The sequence below is a fragment of the Reyranella sp. genome, assembly GCF_965279465.1.
Taxonomy (GTDB): domain Bacteria; phylum Pseudomonadota; class Alphaproteobacteria; order Reyranellales; family Reyranellaceae; genus Reyranella.
This window is the reverse complement of sequence record NZ_OZ257242.1, coordinates 7463047-7479807: the sequence shown is the minus strand read 5'-3', so window position 1 is coordinate 7479807 and position 16761 is coordinate 7463047. Positions and strand designations below refer to the sequence as shown.

Sequence of the window (16761 nt, the reverse complement as noted above, 5' to 3'; positions counted from 1 at the left end):
CGCCGTCAGGGCGTCTTGCCCTGCAGGCGAAAGACAAAAAGGGCGATGGACAGGGCGACCGCGAGATAGGCGAGCGTGCTGGCGATGAAGCCTCTCCAGCGTTCGTAGCGCTCGATAGCCGCGCTGAGCTCGTTGAGGCGCCGCTGGCCGCGGGTGATCGTGGAAAGCGCATCCGCGGTCACCTTGTTCTCGAACTCCTGCAATCGCCGGACGTCGTCCGGGCTGTCGTAGCCTCGGGCGATCGTCTCCTCGTAGGGTTTGAGGACCGATTGCCAGCGCTCGGGATAGACGATGGCGGCGGCACGGCGCAGCGAACCGATCGACGCCGAGTTTGCTCGGTAGAGATTGTCGCCAAGATAGCGTAGCCGCATGTCGGCCGAGACGGCAGTCATCAGCAGGTTGAGGGTGCCGCGACCGAGTTCGTTTGCCTGGAATTGGGCCACGAACCGCTCGAGGTCGCTCATGCTGGCCCTGAGGGTCTCGACCTCCAGCTTCAGGGGCCGCTCCAGCTCATCGATCCGCAGGTAGATGACGTTGCTGCTGAACCACGAGCCGATCGACGGCGCGGCGAACAGTACCGCGACCAGGAAACGGCGGAGGAATAGCCGCACGGCCGAAGGCTTCGCGGCTTCCGGGAGTGCGTCCTCAGTACTCATGGCATCCCGCCGCCGATCGCCGATCCGTCACCGAAATCCCCACCCACAGGCGCCGCACCGCATCGACTTTGGCCGAGAAGCCGGGATTGTGCCATCCCCGCGCCGGAAGGAGGCAAGGCGCTCGCCGCCGTGGTAGCATCGATCGATGAATGATCGCGGGGAGGTAGGACCGATGCCTTTCGGACGTTGCGGCGCAGGATCGCGAGTGTGCCTTGTTCTTTTGGCGGTTGCCGCAGCGGCATGCGGGGCGACGCGGGCTACCGCCCAAGTCTATTACAACGGCTACGACATCGGGCCCGATTACGGCGCCATGCTGAACCAGCAACTGCAGCGCAGCCAGCAGCTCGATCGCGAGATGCAGGCGCGAACCGCCGATATCGTCCAGCGCACGATGCAGAACCCGGATTGCTACGCCAAGTACCAGCAGCACCTCGCGCAGGGCGGCACGCTGAGCTATCCGCAGTTCGCCTACCAGTACGCTGCGACCGGTGGTTTCACGCCCGATGGCATCCAGCGCTACCGCACGTCCGAGCAGCAGAACCAGCAGAAGGAGCGTCAGGCGTGGCAGGACTGGCAGCGGGCGCAACGCGAACGCGGCCAGGCCCAGCAGCAATATGCCGACGGCTACAGCCGCAACCAGAACCAGGCCGGCGACGTCCTGCAGGGCCGAAGCTGGTGGATCGATCCGACGACCGGCCAGCGTCAATCGCTGGCGTATATCGGCCCGAACCAGGGATATGTCGATTACCAGACCGGCAACCGCTACTGGCGCGATGAGAACGGCCGGTATGCCGTGCAGACGCCGAACGGCCAATGGTACTGGATGGTCCCGACGCAGTGACGCTGCGGCCGCGGGTAGTCTTGCCGGGAGCGCGGGTCTCCAGACCCGCTCATCACTCTGAGCGGGTCTGGAGACCCGCGCTCCCGGCAAGACCGTCCTCGCGCGCCTTGATCTGCAGCGCGAGGTAGCGGGAGTAGATGCGGCACTGGGCGAGGCTGCCGGCGGTGAACCACAGGCCGGGCTGCGCGGTCGGGCGCCACATGTTGGCGAGCTCGCCGCCCTCGTCGAAACCCCACACCTTGCCGATGCGGTCGGCGATGGCGTCGCCCATGTAGCGGCGCACGGTCTCCTGCTGGTTCTCGTAGCCGGTCGCCACGACCACCAGCTCGGCCTCGCGCAGCGTGCCGTCCTTGAGCCGCACGCCGCCGGACTCGAACGTCTCGATCGCGTCGTATTGCAGCAGCTTGATGCGGCCGTCGACGATCATGTCGGAGCAGCCGACATTGAAGTAGTAGCCGCCGCCGCGGCGCAGATACATCATCTGGAAGCCGGTATCGTCCTCGCCGAAGGTGAGACGGAAGCCGCGCTTCTCCAGCCCGGCGAGGAGCTCGCGGTCGACGGTGCGCATCTCGGCGGTGGAGAGCTGGTAGGCTTTGCGCATCACCGCGTAGGGCGACGCCGCCGCCAGCAGGTCGCAATCGGCGAAGGGCAGCCCCTCGGTGTAGATCGCATAGACCTTCTGCGCCTCGCGGATCGAGACGATGTAGGTCGGGCTGCGCTGCACGATGGTGACGTCGGCGCCGCTGGCACACAGGTCCTGCGCCACGTCGTGGCCGCTGTTGCCGGTGCCGACGACGATCGCCTTCCGACCTTTCCATTCAGTGCCGTTGGTGTAGTCGCCGGAATGCAGGATCTTGCCCTTGAAGTCATCGAGGCCCGGGATGCGCGGCCGGATCGGAATTGCGCTGACGCCCGTCGCGAACACGACATGGCGCGGATGCAGCGTACGCTCGGTGCCGTCCGGCCGGCGCAACACCAGCTTCCAGCGCCCGGCCGCATCGTCGTAGCTGCCGGAGACCAGCTCGGTGCCGGTCCAGTAATTGAGGTCCAGCGCCTCGACATAGGACTCGAACCAGCTCGCCAGCTTGTCCTTCGGGATGAACACCGGGAAGGTCGGCGGGAAGGGCATCAGCGGCAGGTGATTGACGTGCACCTCGTTGTGCAAGGTGAGTGAATGGTAACGTCGCCGCCAGTTGTCGCCGATCCGCTCGTGGCGATCGACGATCAGCGTGTCGACACCCAGCGCCTTGAGACGCGCCGCGACGGAAAGACCCGCCTGGCCGCCGCCCACGACCACCACGGCCGGATCGCGGTCGGTGTAGGCCAGCGCCTTCTGCCGTTGGTCGAGCCAGTTCTCGCCGCCGAAGTCGCGCGAGTAACGCTCCGCGTCGCTCACTTCCGGCGGGCGGCCGTCGGGCCAGCCATGCAGCGTCTCGAGCGTGGTGAGCAGGCTCCAGGCGCGCCAGCCGTCCTCGGCCTCGACCAGCCGCACGACGGCGTTGGCGTGGCCGGCCGCGGTCTCGAACTCGAAGATGGTCTCGATGCAGTCGGTGCCGGCGCGGCGTATCCGGCGCGGCGGCGAGCGCTCGTCCGGCAGGTGCAGGCCGGTGGCACGGGTCGGCGCGAGGGTGGGGCGTAGGGCCTGCTCGATCGCCGAGCGGCCGGAATGGGTCACGATGGTCCAAGTGAAGGCCACGACATCGCGCCAGTGGCCGTCGGGGATGAACAGGACGGCTGCGGCGGCTGCGTCGCCGGCAGCCAGGGCCTCGGCGAATTCCGCCAGCCAGACTTCGGCGATCCGCTGCTCGTCTTCGATCTCGGGGGCGAATTGAACGGACATGGCCGGACTCCTTAAAACCCGTTTGACGCGACCGCCTGGTGCGAGATGATGGCGGCCATGACCCAGGACAGCACGATCAAAGTTACTCCTATCGCGGGATCGCTCGGCGCCGAAGTCTGCGGTGTCGACCTGCGAACCATGGACAACCATGCGTGGGCGCAGGTCCACCAGGCCTTCCTCGATCACAAGGTGATCGCGATCCGCGACCAGGATCTCTCGCCGCAGGACCTGATGGATGTCGGCGCCCGCTTCGGCGAGCCCAACCACTATCCCTTCGTCCAAGGCATCGAAGGCTTTCCCTTCCTGTTCGATGTCGTGAAGGAGCCGGTCGAGACGAAGAATTTCGGCGGCGGCTGGCACTCCGACACGACCTACATGAAGACGCCGCCGATGGCGACGCTACTCTACGCCATCGAGACGCCGGACAAGGGCGGCGACACGCTCTATTGCGACACCGCCGCGGCCTACGACGCGCTGTCGGAGCGCATGAAGGAACTGCTCGGCACGCTGAAGGGTGTGAACAGCGCCGGCTTGAAGCATCTCGGCGGCCGCAAGTCGCATCATGCGACGGTCGGCGGCATGAAGATCACCGGCACCGACGATGCCGATTCGTACGAGGCGGTGCACCCGATCGTTCGCACCATCGAGGAGACCGGCCAGAAGGCGATCTATTGCAGCCGCGGCCACACCATCCGTTTCGACGGCATGACCGAGGACGAAAGCCGGCCGCTGATCGACTGGCTGCAGGCGCACACGACCCGGCCCGAATTCACCTGCCGGGTCCGCTGGAAGCCCGGCACGCTCACGATCTGGGACAACCGGCGCACCATGCACAACGCGATCAACGACTACCAGGGCATGCGCCGCCATATGCGCCGCCTGACCTCGGGGCCGACGCATCCGGCGTGACGGACCGCCGCGAGACGCGTTAGGCAACAAGATGCCTGCTTTTCACATACGAATCGAACGTCCCGCTGAAATCATCCCGAAGCTGGGAAAGCAGGAACTCGACTGGAAAAAGGGCCGAAGCGCCTTCGAACTCGCCACGGCTTGGATGCAGGCCAACGCCCTGCCGCCGCCTGTAACGGCAATTCTCGCTCAAGCCCCTGAATGGCAGGCTGCAGAACTTCTCGAATGTTTCTTCGAGCGGGAGACGGGCCTGCCGGGACGAGGAAGGCGAAGCCAAACCGATCTGCTGGGCATCGTCCGACTTGAAGATGGCAACGGAATCCTCGCCGTTGAGGGCAAAGTGGACGAGCCGTTTGGTCCCCGAGTAGCCGACTGGCTCGACGGTGAGCCGGCCAGGCAGGGAGATGATCTTTCGGAAGGCAACCGCGAAAGAAGCAGGATAAATCGCCGGCAGCGCCTCGCTCAGCTGTGCGCTTTGCTGGAGGTCGATCATGCTTCAGTCGGGAACCTGTTCTATCAACTGTTTCACCGGACTGGCGCATCGATCTACGAAGCCAGACGGTTCGGATACAAGCGAGCGGTCGTGCTCGTTCATTCATTTGCCGAGAGGCCGGAACCACCGTCCATGCCTGCGGGATTCGACGACTTCAGAGACTTCACCCATAGGGTAGGCATGCCAATCTTCGTGCCGGATTCTATTTCTTCACCAAAGGTCTGCGGCGGGATCGAAGTGCGTCTTGCGTGGTTGTCGGACAAGGTCTCGGCGTGAGGGCAAAAGGCTATCCCGTTTCAAAGATGTGAATGGTAGGCTTAGCGATGGCCTCGCGCATTTCCATCCAGGAGGGCGTCGACGCACTCGCCCGCGAGCCGCTTCGCCATATCGTCTTGCTGAAGCAGCTCCTCGCTTATCCGGGGCGTGTGACTATCCATCGGGTATCCGGCGCGGCGGGCGCGGCCACGCTGGTCGCGCTCGATATGTCGGTCAGCGCCTATGACCGGCAGGCCTATCCGGAGGCATCCGTTGCGGCCTTCATCTCCAGCGACCATCCCGAGTTGACGGCATTGCTCATGCCGCATATGACGCGCGGCGCCGGCATCGTGTTCAAGCTCGCGAGCGAGGCCGACCTGGCACCGGTCCAAACCCACTTTCCCGTCGTGCGGCGGACCGCGTTTGTATCGTTCACGTCGGCCGGAGCGATCGAACCCGACGCCGACGTTCTCGTTACGACGGAGCCTGGCAGTGCTGCTTTCCGGTTATTCGCGGAACAGGGTCACGATCGCGATTGGCTCGAGCCGTTGCTGACCGGAGGCAAAGCCTTCGCCTGTGTGCTGGAGGGCCACGGCAGGACGCTATCGGCCTGCTTCGCGTTCGAGAACTATGGCCAGGTGTGGGAGGTCGGCGGCGTGGTCACCGCTCCGGCGCATCGCCGGAAAGGTCTCGGCGCGCGCGTCGTGCGGACGGCTCTCGCCGAACTCGCTCGCCGTGGGCTGGTGCCGCGCTATCAGGTCGAGGAGCACAACAGGCCGTCGATCGCGCTCGCCCGGTCGGTCGGTCTTGCCCCGTTCGTGACGATTACCCACTACACCTGCGATGGTCCGTCATGCCCGCCGTACCTCGTCGAGCAGGTCGACGATATGGCTGCGCCTCGCCTCGAGCTCGGCTCGTAGCTCCGCCCAGACGCCGGGCGGAATCGGCGGGCCCTTGCCCGCGGCCCATTCGTCGACGACCTGGCTGCGCACGTTACGGCTGCGCGCCATCTCGCTTCGCCATTGCGCGCCGTACAGGGCCTTGCCGACCGCTGCGAGCAACTCCGCCTTATCAGACATGAGGGTCATCTCCGCTGGGCCGTGCAGAAGGTAAGCTTCCCCGGCCACGGGTGGCTACTGGTTTCGTGCGAGAGGCGCGCCCCGGATCCTCGAAGAACCAACGGCGGACCTGAAGGCCCGCCGTCGCTGTACCGAGTGATGCCGGTGGGACCGACCACTGCCAGGCAGAACTCCCGTTCAGCAGCGAGATCGAGAACAGAAGGGCGCGCGGTGTGCGTACGGGTCTTCGTCGAGTAGGCCGGGCGAGGCGCCTGCGTCCGGCGATTTGTGGGTATCACCACGAGTCTCCCTTTGATCCGTTGCGTGCACGAAGAAGAGCAACCTACGCTTGTTGACCGCCACTAAGGCGATGGAACGCTTGGGTCGCAGCGTCAGCGCCCTTGCGTCCTAATGGATAGCGAGGAGACGATCATGACTGTTCATTTGCCGCTGCCCGACGATTGGTTGCGCAAGAGGGACCGCCGCGACCCGATTGCCGCTCTCGCGGACATCGAACGTGCCAAGGCCGAGGTTACGTTCGCGATCGAGCTCCTGCTCGAACGTCTCGCCGATGAACACGGCATCAGCCACAAGACGGTGGAGACGGTTGTCGGGTGCTACGTCCACGACATGCTCGAGGATGTCTTCCTGGATATCGAGGAAGAGCTGGCGCGACAATGCGACGAGCCGCCGGCGCTCAACTGAGCGCGCCCGCCGGGTCTTCCTGAAGGTTGCGACAACGCGCCGAGTTCGCGCCCAACGCGGCTGTTCGCGGACGAGGCGCGTCAGGAAGCGGCCTATGAGGGTAACTCCAATGGGTCATGTCAGGGCACGTCAAACCCCCACTATAGGGTGTCTGGCGCTGAGCGGAGTCACCGATGCCCGAGGACGATATTGTTGCCCTTCAAAATGATCGCATTGCAGCCCTTGAGATGGTCGTCGGGGTCATGGCGAAGGTAATCGATGCAACCGCCAATAACGTCTTGAACGTGCTTAGGGATGTGATCGACTGTCGATTGGCCGATCTCGAGGTTGCTGCTCTGTTGATCGGCGCCGCTGGCCGTGGGTCGCACCGGTCATTGCTGTTGGCCAGGGAGATTCTCGACGAGGCGCCGCGCCACTCAAAACCGGCACCTCCGAGCGGCATCTAATCTCTAGCGCCAACAGAGACACCGCTACCTCGTGCGAGGTATTGAATCCCCGTCGTGATGACCGCGCATGGAACGCCAGCTCGACTCTTCCCATAGCTAGACCGCGAGCCGGTGCCGCGTTCCGCGCGGACCCAAAGCACGGCCTCTGTCCGCAATGTCAGCCAGCGGACTCAAAAATATCACAAAATGTTCGGTAGTTAACTCATGTTAATTTCCCGCCGGTAGTACCCTTCTATGTTCGCCCTGCAAATTGGTGGGGTGCGGGATGGAACAGGGTATCACTGCGGTTGTCATTGAGCCGCGCTCGCTGGTTCGCGAGGCGTTGATGTCGCTGCTGACTAGTCATTCATATCGGGTAGTTGGCAACTTCGGCTCAACGGCCGATATAGACAAGTCGTTGCCTGCACCAGGGCTTGTCGTCCTTGGTGCGCTGCCAGTCGAAGAGGCAGCCAGCGCCGCAGGCAGCATCCGCGCGCGGTGGGCGAAAGCCAAGATCGTCCTGCTCTTTGAGCGCGCGTCGGCGGCCGATATACAGAAACTCCTGGCGTCAGAGATTGACGGATGCATTCCGCTTTCTGCATCGCCTGGTGCGCTTACCGGTACTCTCCAGCAAATTACCAAGTCGGGACACAGGATTGTGGTTCTGCAGACCGGGCCATTGGCAATCGCCCGCTCGACCGGAGGACAAGAAAAAGCCGACGAGCCCGCTGTGGCCCAGAACGATGCGGCACCGGCCGACGTCGCGCAGAACGGCCCTACTGACCGTAAGACTTCCGTTTCAATCGTTCACGGTCTATCCCAGCGCGAGGAACAAATTCTTAAGAGCGTTGTGAGGGGTCATTCAAACAAGATGATCGCGCGTACGTGCGGCGTCACCGACTCGACGATCAAGGTTCACATGAAGTCGATTCTGCGGAAGATCCGAGTGGAGAATCGGACGCAGGCCGCCATCTGGGCGCTCGAGCGCGGTTACGGAGCCGAATCCACGCAGCAAGTGAAGGCGGCAGCCTGAACGAGTTCGGACCTTACCCTCGGCATTGCGCTTGATGCCGAGACTCTGCTGTATTGGGGCGGCGACACGCGGCATCGCCGCTATATTGAACGGGAATCGAAGAAGGCGCTTGTTTCGGCGGCAGCGTCCGCCGGCCGCGCCGCTGCGGGCACCTGCCAAGCGCCCTTGAACACTGCCGCCTTGATGTGGGAATCAGCGATTGAGTGTATTGCTGGGTGTGGCGGGTGCAGGCAAAATCCCGAAATCCTTCTCGGCATGAAGCAATAACGTCGAAACCTCGTGCGAGGGGATGGATTCGCGCGTTATCCGGGTGCTAGCAGAGTCAACGATGCGCCGATGGCTGGCCGGCCGGGATTGAGGCCCGCAAGCTGCGGCACCTCATTGAATCGGAACTCGGCCTCTCGCACTACGAAGGTCGCAACTGGCGCGGCTTTCACCATCACGCCACCCTGTGCATTGCCGCCTGCGGCTTCCTGGTGCTCGAGACCTGCTCGACAAAAAATCCGCTCGACTCCAGGCATCTGCCATACCCGAGGATTCTGACCGCGCGGCGCTCAATCCGATGCAGCGCCATCGGGCACAGGGCTCGCCCTGTGAAGCGATCGCCTCGCACGCTCCTATACTGCACCGAAGGCGGCGAAATCCCCTCGCTCTGTTGAGCGCTGCTATCTGAACCAAGTTCCTGAACAAGGTCCCTGAAAACGAACGGCGGACCCGAGGGTCCGCCGTCGCTGTAGCGATTGATGCCGACGGGACCGGCATCCGATTGGTCGGAGTGAGAGGATTCGAACCTCCGGCCCCTAGCTCCCGAAGCTAGTGCTCTACCAGGCTGAGCTACACTCCGTCAGGCGGGCGGGGTTATAGCGGCGGCCTCCCGCGGTCGCAAGGGCCGCGGCCGCCCGCTATAGTCGCGCCCGCACGGTAATTGCGAGGATATTGGATGGCGAAGAAGAAACGGCTGAAAATCGCGCTGATTGGCTATGGCGCCATCAGCCAGATGCTGTTCGACGTTTTCAAGGAGAAGAAACCGGCCATCGATATCGTCGGCGTGCTGGTCCGGCCGGGCCGGGCCAAGGCAACACAGAAGGCGGTCGGCCGCAAGGTCGCCGTCGTCGAGGACCTCAAGGCGCTGCTGAAGCTCAAGCCCGATGTGGTGGTCGAGGCGGCGAGCCAGCAGGCGGTCAAGGATTGGGGCGAGACCATCCTCGACAAGGGGATCGACCTGATGGTGATCGCCACCGGCGCTTATGGCGATCCCAAGCTGTGGAAGAAGCATGTCGCCGCGGCGGCCAGGAGCGGCGCGCGGCTGCGCCTGCCGGCGGGTGCGATCGCCGGTCTCGACGGCTTGCTTGCAATGCGGCTCGGGAAGCTCGAGCGGGTGAAGTACACCTCGATCAAGCCGCCGCACGCCTGGAGCGGCACGCCCGCTGAAACCGAGTTCGACCTGCCCTCGATCAAGGAGCCGACCGTGATCTTCCGGGGCACGCCGGCCGATGCGGGGCGCCTCTATCCCAAGAACGCCAATCTCGCGGTCACCGTGGCGCTGTGCGGCGCGGGGCTCGATCATACCGACATCGAGCTGGTCGCCGATCCGACGTTGCCGCCCGGCACCAATGCGAGCCGGCTGGAGGTGATCAGCGATTCAGGTGAGCTCAAGCTCGAACGCCTCGGCCGCTCGATGCCGGATAATCCCAAGACGGGTGTGCTGACGGCGCTGACGATGGCAGACGACCTGATGAAGATCGTCCGCGCCAGCGACTGGTAACGATCGGGGGACGTCACGCTCACGCCTCCCCTCCGAGGAAGGGGAACATGAGCGGGATTCCGCGCCGGCCGGTGGTCAGAACTTCGACGGGCTTCGTATCAGTCCGGCAAGACCTTCCCAGTGATGGGCGGCGAGGCCGCGAAGAGCGGAGAACATGCTTGGGGCCGCGGGCTGTTGCAGCTCGTGGACCCAAGCGTCGTTTGTCTCGTAACCCAAGGTCTGCAAGGCATTGGGAAAGCGCTTCAGGAAGGCATCGGCGAGTTCCGGCGTGAACTCGCGCCGCCATTGGGCGATGGCGCCGGACCGGACATGCTTGTTGCCCAGCCGCGAGAGGCCGCCGAAAAGGCTGTTCTGCCAGAACCGGCGGCTGCCGAGCGCCTGTTCCTCGGCATCGAGGCCGAGGAACGTCATGATACGCTGCCAGGTCACGAGTTCCTCGTCCCGCCGGAGGTCCTCGTAGCGGGCTTCGAAGCAATTGGCGCGGCCGTAGCGCCACCTCTCCATGTCGCGCAACGTGCTCGCGCTCGAATTGTCCATTTCGAAGAGATATTGCTCGAACTTCGTCGGCAGGTTCTGCAGAGCCCGCTGATAGGTGAGATTGTCGTAACCAGGGATAGGCTCGTGCAGCCAGCTTTCGCGCGAGGCCTTGTGATAGTGCATGGCAGAAATGACGACATCGCGTGGATCGCGAATGAGATGAAGGATTTTCACGTCTTCGCGATCAAGCAGGGAGGCGAAGTTACCGAAATCCGAGTCGTAGCTGAAAAGAATAAACGGTCCGCGATCGAGGTCGGTTTGATGCCCATGCTCTGGACGGAAATCCATGTATCGAGCGCCCAGATCGCCCGCGATCGCCTTGAAAACACCATCCATCCACACGGTTCCCGTTTTGTGATGGGTGGCAACGACAAGGTTATATTTCATCTACTCTTGCTCTCCCTGAATTGAATCGGTACCCGCCTGCCCCAAATCGACCGACTCATTCTGGTTACCGCCTTTCATCGGAAATGTAGCCAACGCGAAGATGCAGACCGGGTATGTACAGAACCCGGCCCGCACGGCACGATTCTTGCTAGACTTTCACCTCAGCCGCGGTGAGGTCGGCCCGGGCCGCCGTGGTGAGGACCCATCATCGGCCGGTCGAACGCGGCCTTCTGCTCGGGCGACAGCTTGTCGTAGAGCGCCAGCAAGGTCGGCTTCACCGCCTGGATGCTCTCGAGCCGGCTCTTCATCATCTCTTCCTGACGGGTCAGACGGTCGGGGAAGCTCGGCGGCGCTTTCATCTCGGTCGGCAGGGAAGCGCAGCGGGCCTTCTCCTTGGCGCTCGCCTCGTCAGCCGCCTTCTGAAACGCGTCCCATGCCGGCATCTGGTCGGGCTTGAGGTCGAGCCTTGCCTTGAGATAGGCGCGGTTGCCGATGCGCCGCGCGATACGGTCCTCGCAGAATGCCTTGGGCGAGAAGTCGCGCATCATGCGTTCCGGGCCTCCGGCGGGGGCGGGGCCTCCGGCGGGAGCCGCACCGCCGCCGGTCGCCGGGGGCGCGGCGACCGGCGGGGCTGCCTGGGCGATCTGCGGCGCTCCATCGAACCCACCGTTAGAGGCGGCGGCCGAGGTCAGCCAGGCAAAACCGGCGGCTGCCACGACGGCAGTCGGCACGGCCAGGAAAAGTGGGCGAACACGCATCCAATGAACTCCTTGAGGGGCAGAAACTGCTCTCTGACCTCAAGTACGGGCTCACTTCCGGAATCGTGCCCGGGGCGTTGTAAGTTTTCTTTAAGTATTGGGGCGCAGCGATTGCATCCACCGGGTGAAGCTGGCGCGCTGTTCGGCCGTCATGTGAAGGCCCTCCTTGCTGCGTCGCCACAGCACGTCGTCGGGCTCGGCTGCCCACTCCTCGCGCATCAGATAGCGCACCTCGTGCTCGTAGAGATGACCGCCGAAGTGCCGGCCGAGATCGCCCACGGTGCGAATGCCTTCCATCAGCTCGTCAAAGGCAGTGCCATGCCGGCGCGCCAGCACCCGCACGAGATCCGGCGGCAGTCCGGGCTTTGCTTGCGCCGCGCCGGCGACGAAGCGGTCGAACGCCTGCTCGAAGGTCGGGGCGTCGGCGAGCTCCCCGTCGGCCAGTGCCTTGGCGCCGGTCCAGGCGCCGGCCATCTGCGGATAGAATTTGCGCAGATCCTCCAGCGCGTGCTCGGCGAGGCGGCGGTAGGTCGTGATCTTGCCGCCGAACACCGACAGCAATGGCGCGGCGCCGTCGGGTGCGTCGACCTCGAGATGATAGTCGCGCGTCACCGCCGAGGGATTGTCGTCGCCGTCGTCGAACAGCGGCCGCACGCCCGAATAGGTCCACACCACATCCTCGGGCCGCACCGGCTTGGCCATGTAAAAGCTGGCGAGTTCGCAGAGATAGGCGATCTCCTCCGGCGTGCAGACCGGGCTCTCGCTGGCTTCCACGGGAATGTCGGTCGTGCCGATCAGCGAGAAGTCGCGCTCGTAGGGAATGACGAAGACGATGCGGTTGTCCTTGTTCTGCAGGATGAAGGCGTGATCGCCGTCGTGCAGGCGCGGGACGACGATGTGGCTGCCCTTGATCAGCCGCACGCGCTTTGACGTCTTCACCTGCGTCTGCTCGTCGATGAAATGCTTCACCCACGGTCCGCAGGCGTTCACCAGGCCGCGGGCGTGGAGCTTCACCGTCGTGCCGTCCGGTGCGGCGAGCTCGATGTTCCACAGCTTGCCGTCGGCGCTGCGCCGCGCCGAGGTGCAGCGATGGCGGGCGTAGATCGTCGCCCCCATGTCGCGTGCCGACTTCACGTTGGCGATCACCAGCCGGGCATCGTCCACCCAGGCGTCGGAATAGACGAAACCGCGCTCGAACGAGGGCTTCAGCCCCGTCCCCCATTTCGACGTCCTCAGGTCGACCGCCTGGGACTTTGGCAAGGTCATGTGCCAGTCGAGATGGTCATAGAGGAAGAGGCCCAGTCTCAGCATCCAGCGTGGCCGCAGGTGCGGCTCGTGCGGCAGCACGAAGCGCAGCGGCCAGGAGAGGTGCGGCGCCTTGGCCAGCAGCACCTCGCGTTCCATCAAAGCTTCGCGCACCAGGCGGAATTCATAGAGTTCCAGGTAGCGCAGGCCGCCATGGATCAGCTTGGTCGCCTTGGACGAGGTCGCCGACGCGAAATCGTTCATTTCGCAGAGTCCGACCTTGAGCGCCCGTCCTGCCGCATCGCAGGCGATGCCTGCTCCGTTGATGCCACCGCCGACCACGAAGAGGTCGAGCGGCCGGTCGTCCATTCCATTCATGGCGTCGACATATAGCGTGCTTGACCCCCGCGCGCTCGCACCGCAAAAGGCCGCATGGGTTTCCTGCTCAAGATCGTGGTCTTCGCGATCGCCGTTTACGGCATCTGGGCCATGGCGAGCCGCTGGTACCGGCTGCTGGGCGGCGGCCAGGCCAAGCCGCCGGCACCCGCGCCGGACCGGCGAGAGCCGGCCGCCGCGCCGCCCAAGCCGCGCCCGCCGGTGGTCGAGGATACGCGGCTATGCGAAGCCTGCGGTTCCTATGTTTCGGCAGGCGCTGCAAAATGCGGCCGTCCGGATTGCCCGCAGCCGGCTTGACCGGGTGTAGGCCGATCCCTATTTTGCCGCGCCGCAACAACGGCCTTAAGTGGCGGAAATAAAAGGCCTTCTGAGCTTCTCGGGGAAGTCCGTGTCCAAGCCGCAATGCTTCCAGGAACTGATCCTGACCCTCCAGCAATACTGGGCGGGGCAAGGCTGCGTAATCCTCCAGCCCTATGACATGGAGATGGGCGCCGGGACGTTCCATACGGCGACGACCCTGCGGGCGCTCGGTCCGAAGCCCTGGCATGCGGCCTACGTGCAGCCTTCGCGCCGTCCCAAGGACGGGCGCTACGGCGACAACCCCATGCGGCTGCAGCATTACTATCAGTTCCAGGCGATCCTGAAGCCCTCGCCGGCAGACATCCTCGAGCGCTATCTTGGCTCGCTGGAGGCGATCGGCATCGACACGACCCTGCACGACATCCGCTTCGTGGAGGACGATTGGGAGAGCCCGACCCTCGGCGCCTGGGGCCTGGGCTGGGAAGTCTGGTGCGACGGCAGCGAGATCAGCCAGTTCACCTATTTCCAGCAGGTCGGCGGCATCGAGGTCGACGTGGTGTCTGGCGAGATCACCTACGGGCTCGAACGGTTGGCGATGTACCTGTTCGACAAGAAGTCGATCTACGATCTGCCGTTCAACCGGACCGACTCCGACGTGCCGCTGACCTATGGCGACGTCTTCCTCCAGAACGAGCGCGAGCAGTCGGCCTATAATTTCGAACAGGCCGACACCGAGATGCTGTTCCGCCACTTCGCCGATGCGGAGAAGGAATGCGCACGGATGATCGAGCGCAAGTTGCCGCTGCCTGCCTACGAGCAGTGCATCAAGGCGAGCCACACCTTCAACCTGCTCGATGCGCGCGGCGTGATCAGCGTGACCGAACGGCAGAGCTACATCCTGCGGGTGCGCGATCTCGCCAAGGCCTGCTGCGAAGGTTGGTTGGCGACGCAAGTGGCGAGGCCTGCCCTGAGCGTCGCCGAAGGGGCTGCGTGATGGCCCGGTTTCTTCCGCTGGGAGCGCGGCTCTCCAGAGCCGCTCTTCTTCGGATTGCCTCTTCCCATGAGCGGCTCTGGAGAGCCGCGCTCCCAGCGAAGATTCGTGACGATGGCTGAATTTCTCCTGGAGCTTCTGTCCGAAGAGATTCCGGCGCGCATGCAGACGCGCGCGGCGGACGATCTCAAGCGCCTGGTCGCCGACGGCCTGAAGGGCGCCGGGTTGAGCTTCACCGAGGCACGCGCCTTCGCGACGCCGCGGCGGCTCGCGCTCGTCTTCGACGGATTGCCGGCGGCACGTCCCGATGTCAGCGAGGAGCGCCGCGGTCCGAGGGTTGGCGCGCCGGACCAGGCCGTCCAGGGCTTCCTGAAGGGGGCGGGCCTTGCCTCGCTAGACCAGGCGGAGAAACGCGACACCGGCAAAGGCGAGTTCTGGTTCGCCGTGCTGAAGAAAAAGGGTGGCCCGACCGCCGATGTGCTGCCGGGCATCGTCGAGGCGGCCATGAAAGCGCTGCCCTGGCCCAAGTCGATGAAGTGGGGCAGCGGCAGCATGCAGTGGGTTCGTCCGCTGCAAGGCATCGTCGCGCTGTTCGACGGCAAGGTGCTGGCCGGCGAGATTGCGCCGGGCGGCCAGATGACACCTGTGAAATTCGGCGACACCACACGCGGCCACCGTTTCCTCAGCAAGGGCGAGTTCCCGGTCGTGGGCTTTGCCGACTACGTCGCCAGGCTTCGCGCCGCGCATGTCGTGCTCGATCCGGCCGAGCGCAAGAAGATCATCCTCGACGGCGCCCGGAAGCTCACGGGCGAGGCGCAGGTCGCGCTCAAGAACGATGAAGGCCTGCTCGAGGAGGTCGCCGGCCTGGTCGAATGGCCGGTGCCGATGCTCGGCACCATCGATGCGCAGTTCATGGACGTGCCTCCGGAAGTGCTGACCGTCTCGATGAGGACGCATCAGCGCTACTTCGTGACGACTAGATCCGACGGCACGCTGGCCAATCGCTTCGTGGTCGTTGCCAACAACGTCGCGCGCGACGGCGGCAAGACGATCGTCGAGGGCAACGAGCGCGTGCTGCGCTCGCGGTTGAGCGATGCCAAGTTCTTCTGGGACCAGGACCGCAAGGTCACGCTCGAGGAGCGGCTGCCGATACTGAAGGACATCATCTTCCACGCCAGCCTCGGCACGCAGGCCGAACGGGTCGAGCGGATCGTCAAGCTCGCCGGCGAGATCGCCAAATTGGTGCCCGGTGCCGATGCCGCCCAGGTCGCGCAGGCCGCGCGCCTGTGCAAGGCGGATCTCGTGTCCGGCATGGTGGGCGAGTTCCCCGAGGTGCAGGGCATCATGGGCCGCTATTACGCGCTGGGCGAGAAGCTGCCGGCGGCTGTCGCCGACGCGATCGGCGATCACTATGCGCCGGCCGGCCCGAACGACCGCTGCCCGAGCGCGCCGGTGTCGATCGCCGTGGCTCTCGCGGACAAGCTCGATGCCCTGGTGTCCTTCTGGTCGATCGGCGAAAAGCCCACCGGCTCGCGCGATCCCTACGCGCTGCGCCGCGCGGCGCTCGGCATCATCCGCATCATCACGGAGAACAAGCTGCGGCTGCCGCTCGGCAGGTTCTTCGAGCAAGCCGACCTGCTCGACTTCTTCGCCGAGCGCCTCAAGGTGCAGGTGCGCGAGAAGGGCATGCGCCACGACGTCGTCGATGCGGTGTTCGCGCTGGGCAACGAGGACGATCTCGTGCGCCTCCTGGCGCGGGTCGAGGCGCTGCAATCCTTCCTCGGGACGGAAGCCGGCAGGAACCTGCTGACAGCGTACGGTCGCGCCGCCAACATCGTCCGTGCCGAGGAAAAGAAGGACAAAGGGCTCGCCGCCAGGATCGCCGGTGCGCCCGATGTCGCACTGCTGGAACAGGGCGAGGAGAAGGCCGTTGCTACCGCCTTGGAGGAAGTCGAGCGCACGGTGAGCCCGGCGCTGGAGAAGGAGGATTTCGCCGGCGCCATGCAAGCCTTCGCAGGCTTGCGCGCGCCGATCGATGCGTTCTTCGACAAGGTCACGGTGAACGTCGCGGACAAACCCGACCTGCGTCTGAACAGGCTGAAATTGCTCAATCAAATTCGTGCCACCATGGACTCGGTGGCGGATTTTTCGAAGATCGAGGGCTGAC

Annotated in this window: 17 protein-coding genes and 1 tRNA gene; 11 read left to right on the top strand and 7 right to left on the bottom strand. The window is 64.6% G+C overall.

Annotation, left to right across the window (positions count from 1 at the left end):
- Positions 1–5: 5 nt before the first annotated feature.
- Entirely contained in the window at positions 6–656 is a 651-nt protein-coding gene (locus ACQY8M_RS36490) for a hypothetical protein (RefSeq protein ID WP_428667132.1), read from the bottom strand.
- 205 nt (positions 657–861) lie between these two features.
- Here ACQY8M_RS36490 and ACQY8M_RS36485 point away from each other — a divergent pair, with 205 nt between their 5' ends.
- Entirely contained in the window at positions 862–1497 is a 636-nt protein-coding gene (locus tag ACQY8M_RS36485; protein ID WP_428667130.1) for a hypothetical protein, read from the top strand.
- Positions 1498–1549: 52 nt separating this feature from the next.
- Here the strand turns inward: ACQY8M_RS36485 and ACQY8M_RS36480 are convergent, their stop codons facing one another.
- The gene (locus tag ACQY8M_RS36480; protein ID WP_428667128.1) at positions 1550–3337 is read right to left on the bottom strand and encodes a flavin-containing monooxygenase; all 1788 of its coding nucleotides are present in this window, start codon (positions 3335–3337) and stop codon (positions 1550–1552) included.
- Between the two features lie 57 nt (positions 3338–3394).
- On the opposite strand from ACQY8M_RS36480, the gene ACQY8M_RS36475 reads away from it, so the two are divergent.
- Genes ACQY8M_RS36475 through ACQY8M_RS36465 form a run of 3 tightly spaced genes read left to right on the top strand, consistent with a single transcriptional unit; the run spans position 3395 to position 5914 of the window.
- Complete coding sequence (locus ACQY8M_RS36475) at positions 3395–4246, top strand: TauD/TfdA dioxygenase family protein (RefSeq protein WP_428667126.1); 852 nt, start codon at positions 3395–3397, stop codon at positions 4244–4246.
- A gap of 31 nt (positions 4247–4277) precedes the next feature.
- The gene (locus ACQY8M_RS36470) at positions 4278–5015 is read left to right on the top strand and encodes a DUF6946 family protein (RefSeq protein ID WP_428667124.1); all 738 of its coding nucleotides are present in this window, start codon (positions 4278–4280) and stop codon (positions 5013–5015) included.
- 47 nt (positions 5016–5062) lie between these two features.
- The gene (locus ACQY8M_RS36465) at positions 5063–5914 is read left to right on the top strand and encodes a GNAT family N-acetyltransferase (RefSeq protein WP_428667122.1); all 852 of its coding nucleotides are present in this window, start codon (positions 5063–5065) and stop codon (positions 5912–5914) included.
- On the opposite strand, the gene ACQY8M_RS36460 is transcribed toward ACQY8M_RS36465, so the two are convergent.
- Positions 5846–6073 carry a hypothetical protein gene (locus ACQY8M_RS36460; protein WP_428667120.1) on the bottom strand — a complete coding sequence of 76 codons (228 nt, stop codon included), beginning with the start codon at positions 6071–6073 and terminating at the stop codon, positions 5846–5848. The genes ACQY8M_RS36465 and ACQY8M_RS36460 overlap by 69 nt on opposite strands.
- A 411-nt stretch (positions 6074–6484) precedes the next feature.
- Between ACQY8M_RS36460 and ACQY8M_RS36455 the strand changes: the two genes are divergently transcribed.
- From ACQY8M_RS36455 to ACQY8M_RS36445, 3 genes are all read left to right on the top strand, one after another.
- Positions 6485–6757, top strand: coding sequence for a hypothetical protein (locus ACQY8M_RS36455; RefSeq protein WP_428667118.1), 273 nt, complete (start codon positions 6485–6487; stop codon positions 6755–6757).
- A gap of 173 nt (positions 6758–6930) precedes the next feature.
- Entirely contained in the window at positions 6931–7203 is a 273-nt protein-coding gene (locus tag ACQY8M_RS36450) for a hypothetical protein (protein WP_428667116.1), read from the top strand.
- 265 nt (positions 7204–7468) lie between these two features.
- Positions 7469–8215 (top strand): LuxR C-terminal-related transcriptional regulator, encoded by a 747-nt coding sequence (locus tag ACQY8M_RS36445; RefSeq protein WP_428667114.1) that lies wholly within the window; start codon positions 7469–7471, stop codon positions 8213–8215.
- Between the two features lie 767 nt (positions 8216–8982).
- On the opposite strand, the gene ACQY8M_RS36440 is transcribed toward ACQY8M_RS36445, so the two are convergent.
- Positions 8983–9059 (bottom strand) — tRNA-Pro (locus ACQY8M_RS36440).
- A gap of 96 nt (positions 9060–9155) precedes the next feature.
- On the opposite strand from ACQY8M_RS36440, the gene ACQY8M_RS36435 reads away from it, so the two are divergent.
- Positions 9156–9980, top strand: a complete 825-nt coding sequence (locus tag ACQY8M_RS36435; RefSeq protein WP_428667112.1) for an aspartate dehydrogenase — start codon at positions 9156–9158, stop codon at positions 9978–9980.
- Between the two features lie 75 nt (positions 9981–10055).
- Here ACQY8M_RS36435 and ACQY8M_RS36430 read toward each other — a convergent pair whose 3' ends face one another.
- From ACQY8M_RS36430 to glpD, 3 genes are all read right to left on the bottom strand, one after another.
- The gene (locus ACQY8M_RS36430; protein ID WP_428675591.1) at positions 10056–10853 is read right to left on the bottom strand and encodes a sulfotransferase domain-containing protein; all 798 of its coding nucleotides are present in this window, start codon (positions 10851–10853) and stop codon (positions 10056–10058) included.
- Between the two features lie 212 nt (positions 10854–11065).
- On the bottom strand, positions 11066–11662 hold the full coding sequence (locus ACQY8M_RS36425; RefSeq protein ID WP_428667110.1) for a Spy/CpxP family protein refolding chaperone: 597 nt from the start codon (positions 11660–11662) through the stop codon (positions 11066–11068).
- A 90-nt stretch (positions 11663–11752) separates the two neighbouring features.
- A complete protein-coding gene (gene glpD / locus ACQY8M_RS36420) occupies positions 11753–13276 on the bottom strand; it encodes a glycerol-3-phosphate dehydrogenase (protein ID WP_428667108.1) in 1524 nt (507 codons plus the stop codon).
- A gap of 63 nt (positions 13277–13339) precedes the next feature.
- Here glpD and ACQY8M_RS36415 point away from each other — a divergent pair, with 63 nt between their 5' ends.
- The 3 genes from ACQY8M_RS36415 to glyS all read left to right on the top strand — a co-directional run bounded on the left by ACQY8M_RS36415 (position 13340) and on the right by glyS (position 16760).
- A complete protein-coding gene (locus tag ACQY8M_RS36415) occupies positions 13340–13600 on the top strand; it encodes a hypothetical protein (RefSeq protein WP_428667106.1) in 261 nt (86 codons plus the stop codon).
- A gap of 91 nt (positions 13601–13691) precedes the next feature.
- A complete protein-coding gene (locus tag ACQY8M_RS36410) occupies positions 13692–14597 on the top strand; it encodes a glycine--tRNA ligase subunit alpha (RefSeq protein ID WP_428667104.1) in 906 nt (301 codons plus the stop codon).
- Positions 14598–14708: 111 nt separating this feature from the next.
- On the top strand, positions 14709–16760 hold the full coding sequence (glyS, locus tag ACQY8M_RS36405; protein ID WP_428667102.1) for a glycine--tRNA ligase subunit beta: 2052 nt from the start codon (positions 14709–14711) through the stop codon (positions 16758–16760).
- Position 16761 lies beyond the last annotated feature (1 nt).

Coding starts and splice junctions, on each gene's coding strand:
- ACQY8M_RS36425 (WP_428667110.1), bottom strand. CDS start 11,662: ATGCGTGTTCGCCCACTTTTCCTGGCCGTGCCGACTGCCGTCGTGGCA.
- ACQY8M_RS36455 (WP_428667118.1), top strand. CDS start 6,485: ATGACTGTTCATTTGCCGCTGCCCGACGATTGGTTGCGCAAGAGGGAC.
- ACQY8M_RS36445 (WP_428667114.1), top strand. CDS start 7,469: ATGGAACAGGGTATCACTGCGGTTGTCATTGAGCCGCGCTCGCTGGTT.
- ACQY8M_RS36450 (WP_428667116.1), top strand. CDS start 6,931: ATGCCCGAGGACGATATTGTTGCCCTTCAAAATGATCGCATTGCAGCC.
- glpD (WP_428667108.1), bottom strand. CDS start 13,276: ATGGACGACCGGCCGCTCGACCTCTTCGTGGTCGGCGGTGGCATCAAC.
- ACQY8M_RS36490 (WP_428667132.1), bottom strand. CDS start 656: ATGAGTACTGAGGACGCACTCCCGGAAGCCGCGAAGCCTTCGGCCGTG.
- ACQY8M_RS36435 (WP_428667112.1), top strand. CDS start 9,156: ATGGCGAAGAAGAAACGGCTGAAAATCGCGCTGATTGGCTATGGCGCC.
- ACQY8M_RS36470 (WP_428667124.1), top strand. CDS start 4,278: ATGCCTGCTTTTCACATACGAATCGAACGTCCCGCTGAAATCATCCCG.
- ACQY8M_RS36480 (WP_428667128.1), bottom strand. CDS start 3,337: ATGTCCGTTCAATTCGCCCCCGAGATCGAAGACGAGCAGCGGATCGCC.
- ACQY8M_RS36415 (WP_428667106.1), top strand. CDS start 13,340: ATGGGTTTCCTGCTCAAGATCGTGGTCTTCGCGATCGCCGTTTACGGC.
- ACQY8M_RS36475 (WP_428667126.1), top strand. CDS start 3,395: ATGACCCAGGACAGCACGATCAAAGTTACTCCTATCGCGGGATCGCTC.
- ACQY8M_RS36460 (WP_428667120.1), bottom strand. CDS start 6,073: ATGTCTGATAAGGCGGAGTTGCTCGCAGCGGTCGGCAAGGCCCTGTAC.
- ACQY8M_RS36465 (WP_428667122.1), top strand. CDS start 5,063: ATGGCCTCGCGCATTTCCATCCAGGAGGGCGTCGACGCACTCGCCCGC.
- ACQY8M_RS36430 (WP_428675591.1), bottom strand. CDS start 10,853: ATGGATGGTGTTTTCAAGGCGATCGCGGGCGATCTGGGCGCTCGATAC.
- glyS (WP_428667102.1), top strand. CDS start 14,709: ATGGCTGAATTTCTCCTGGAGCTTCTGTCCGAAGAGATTCCGGCGCGC.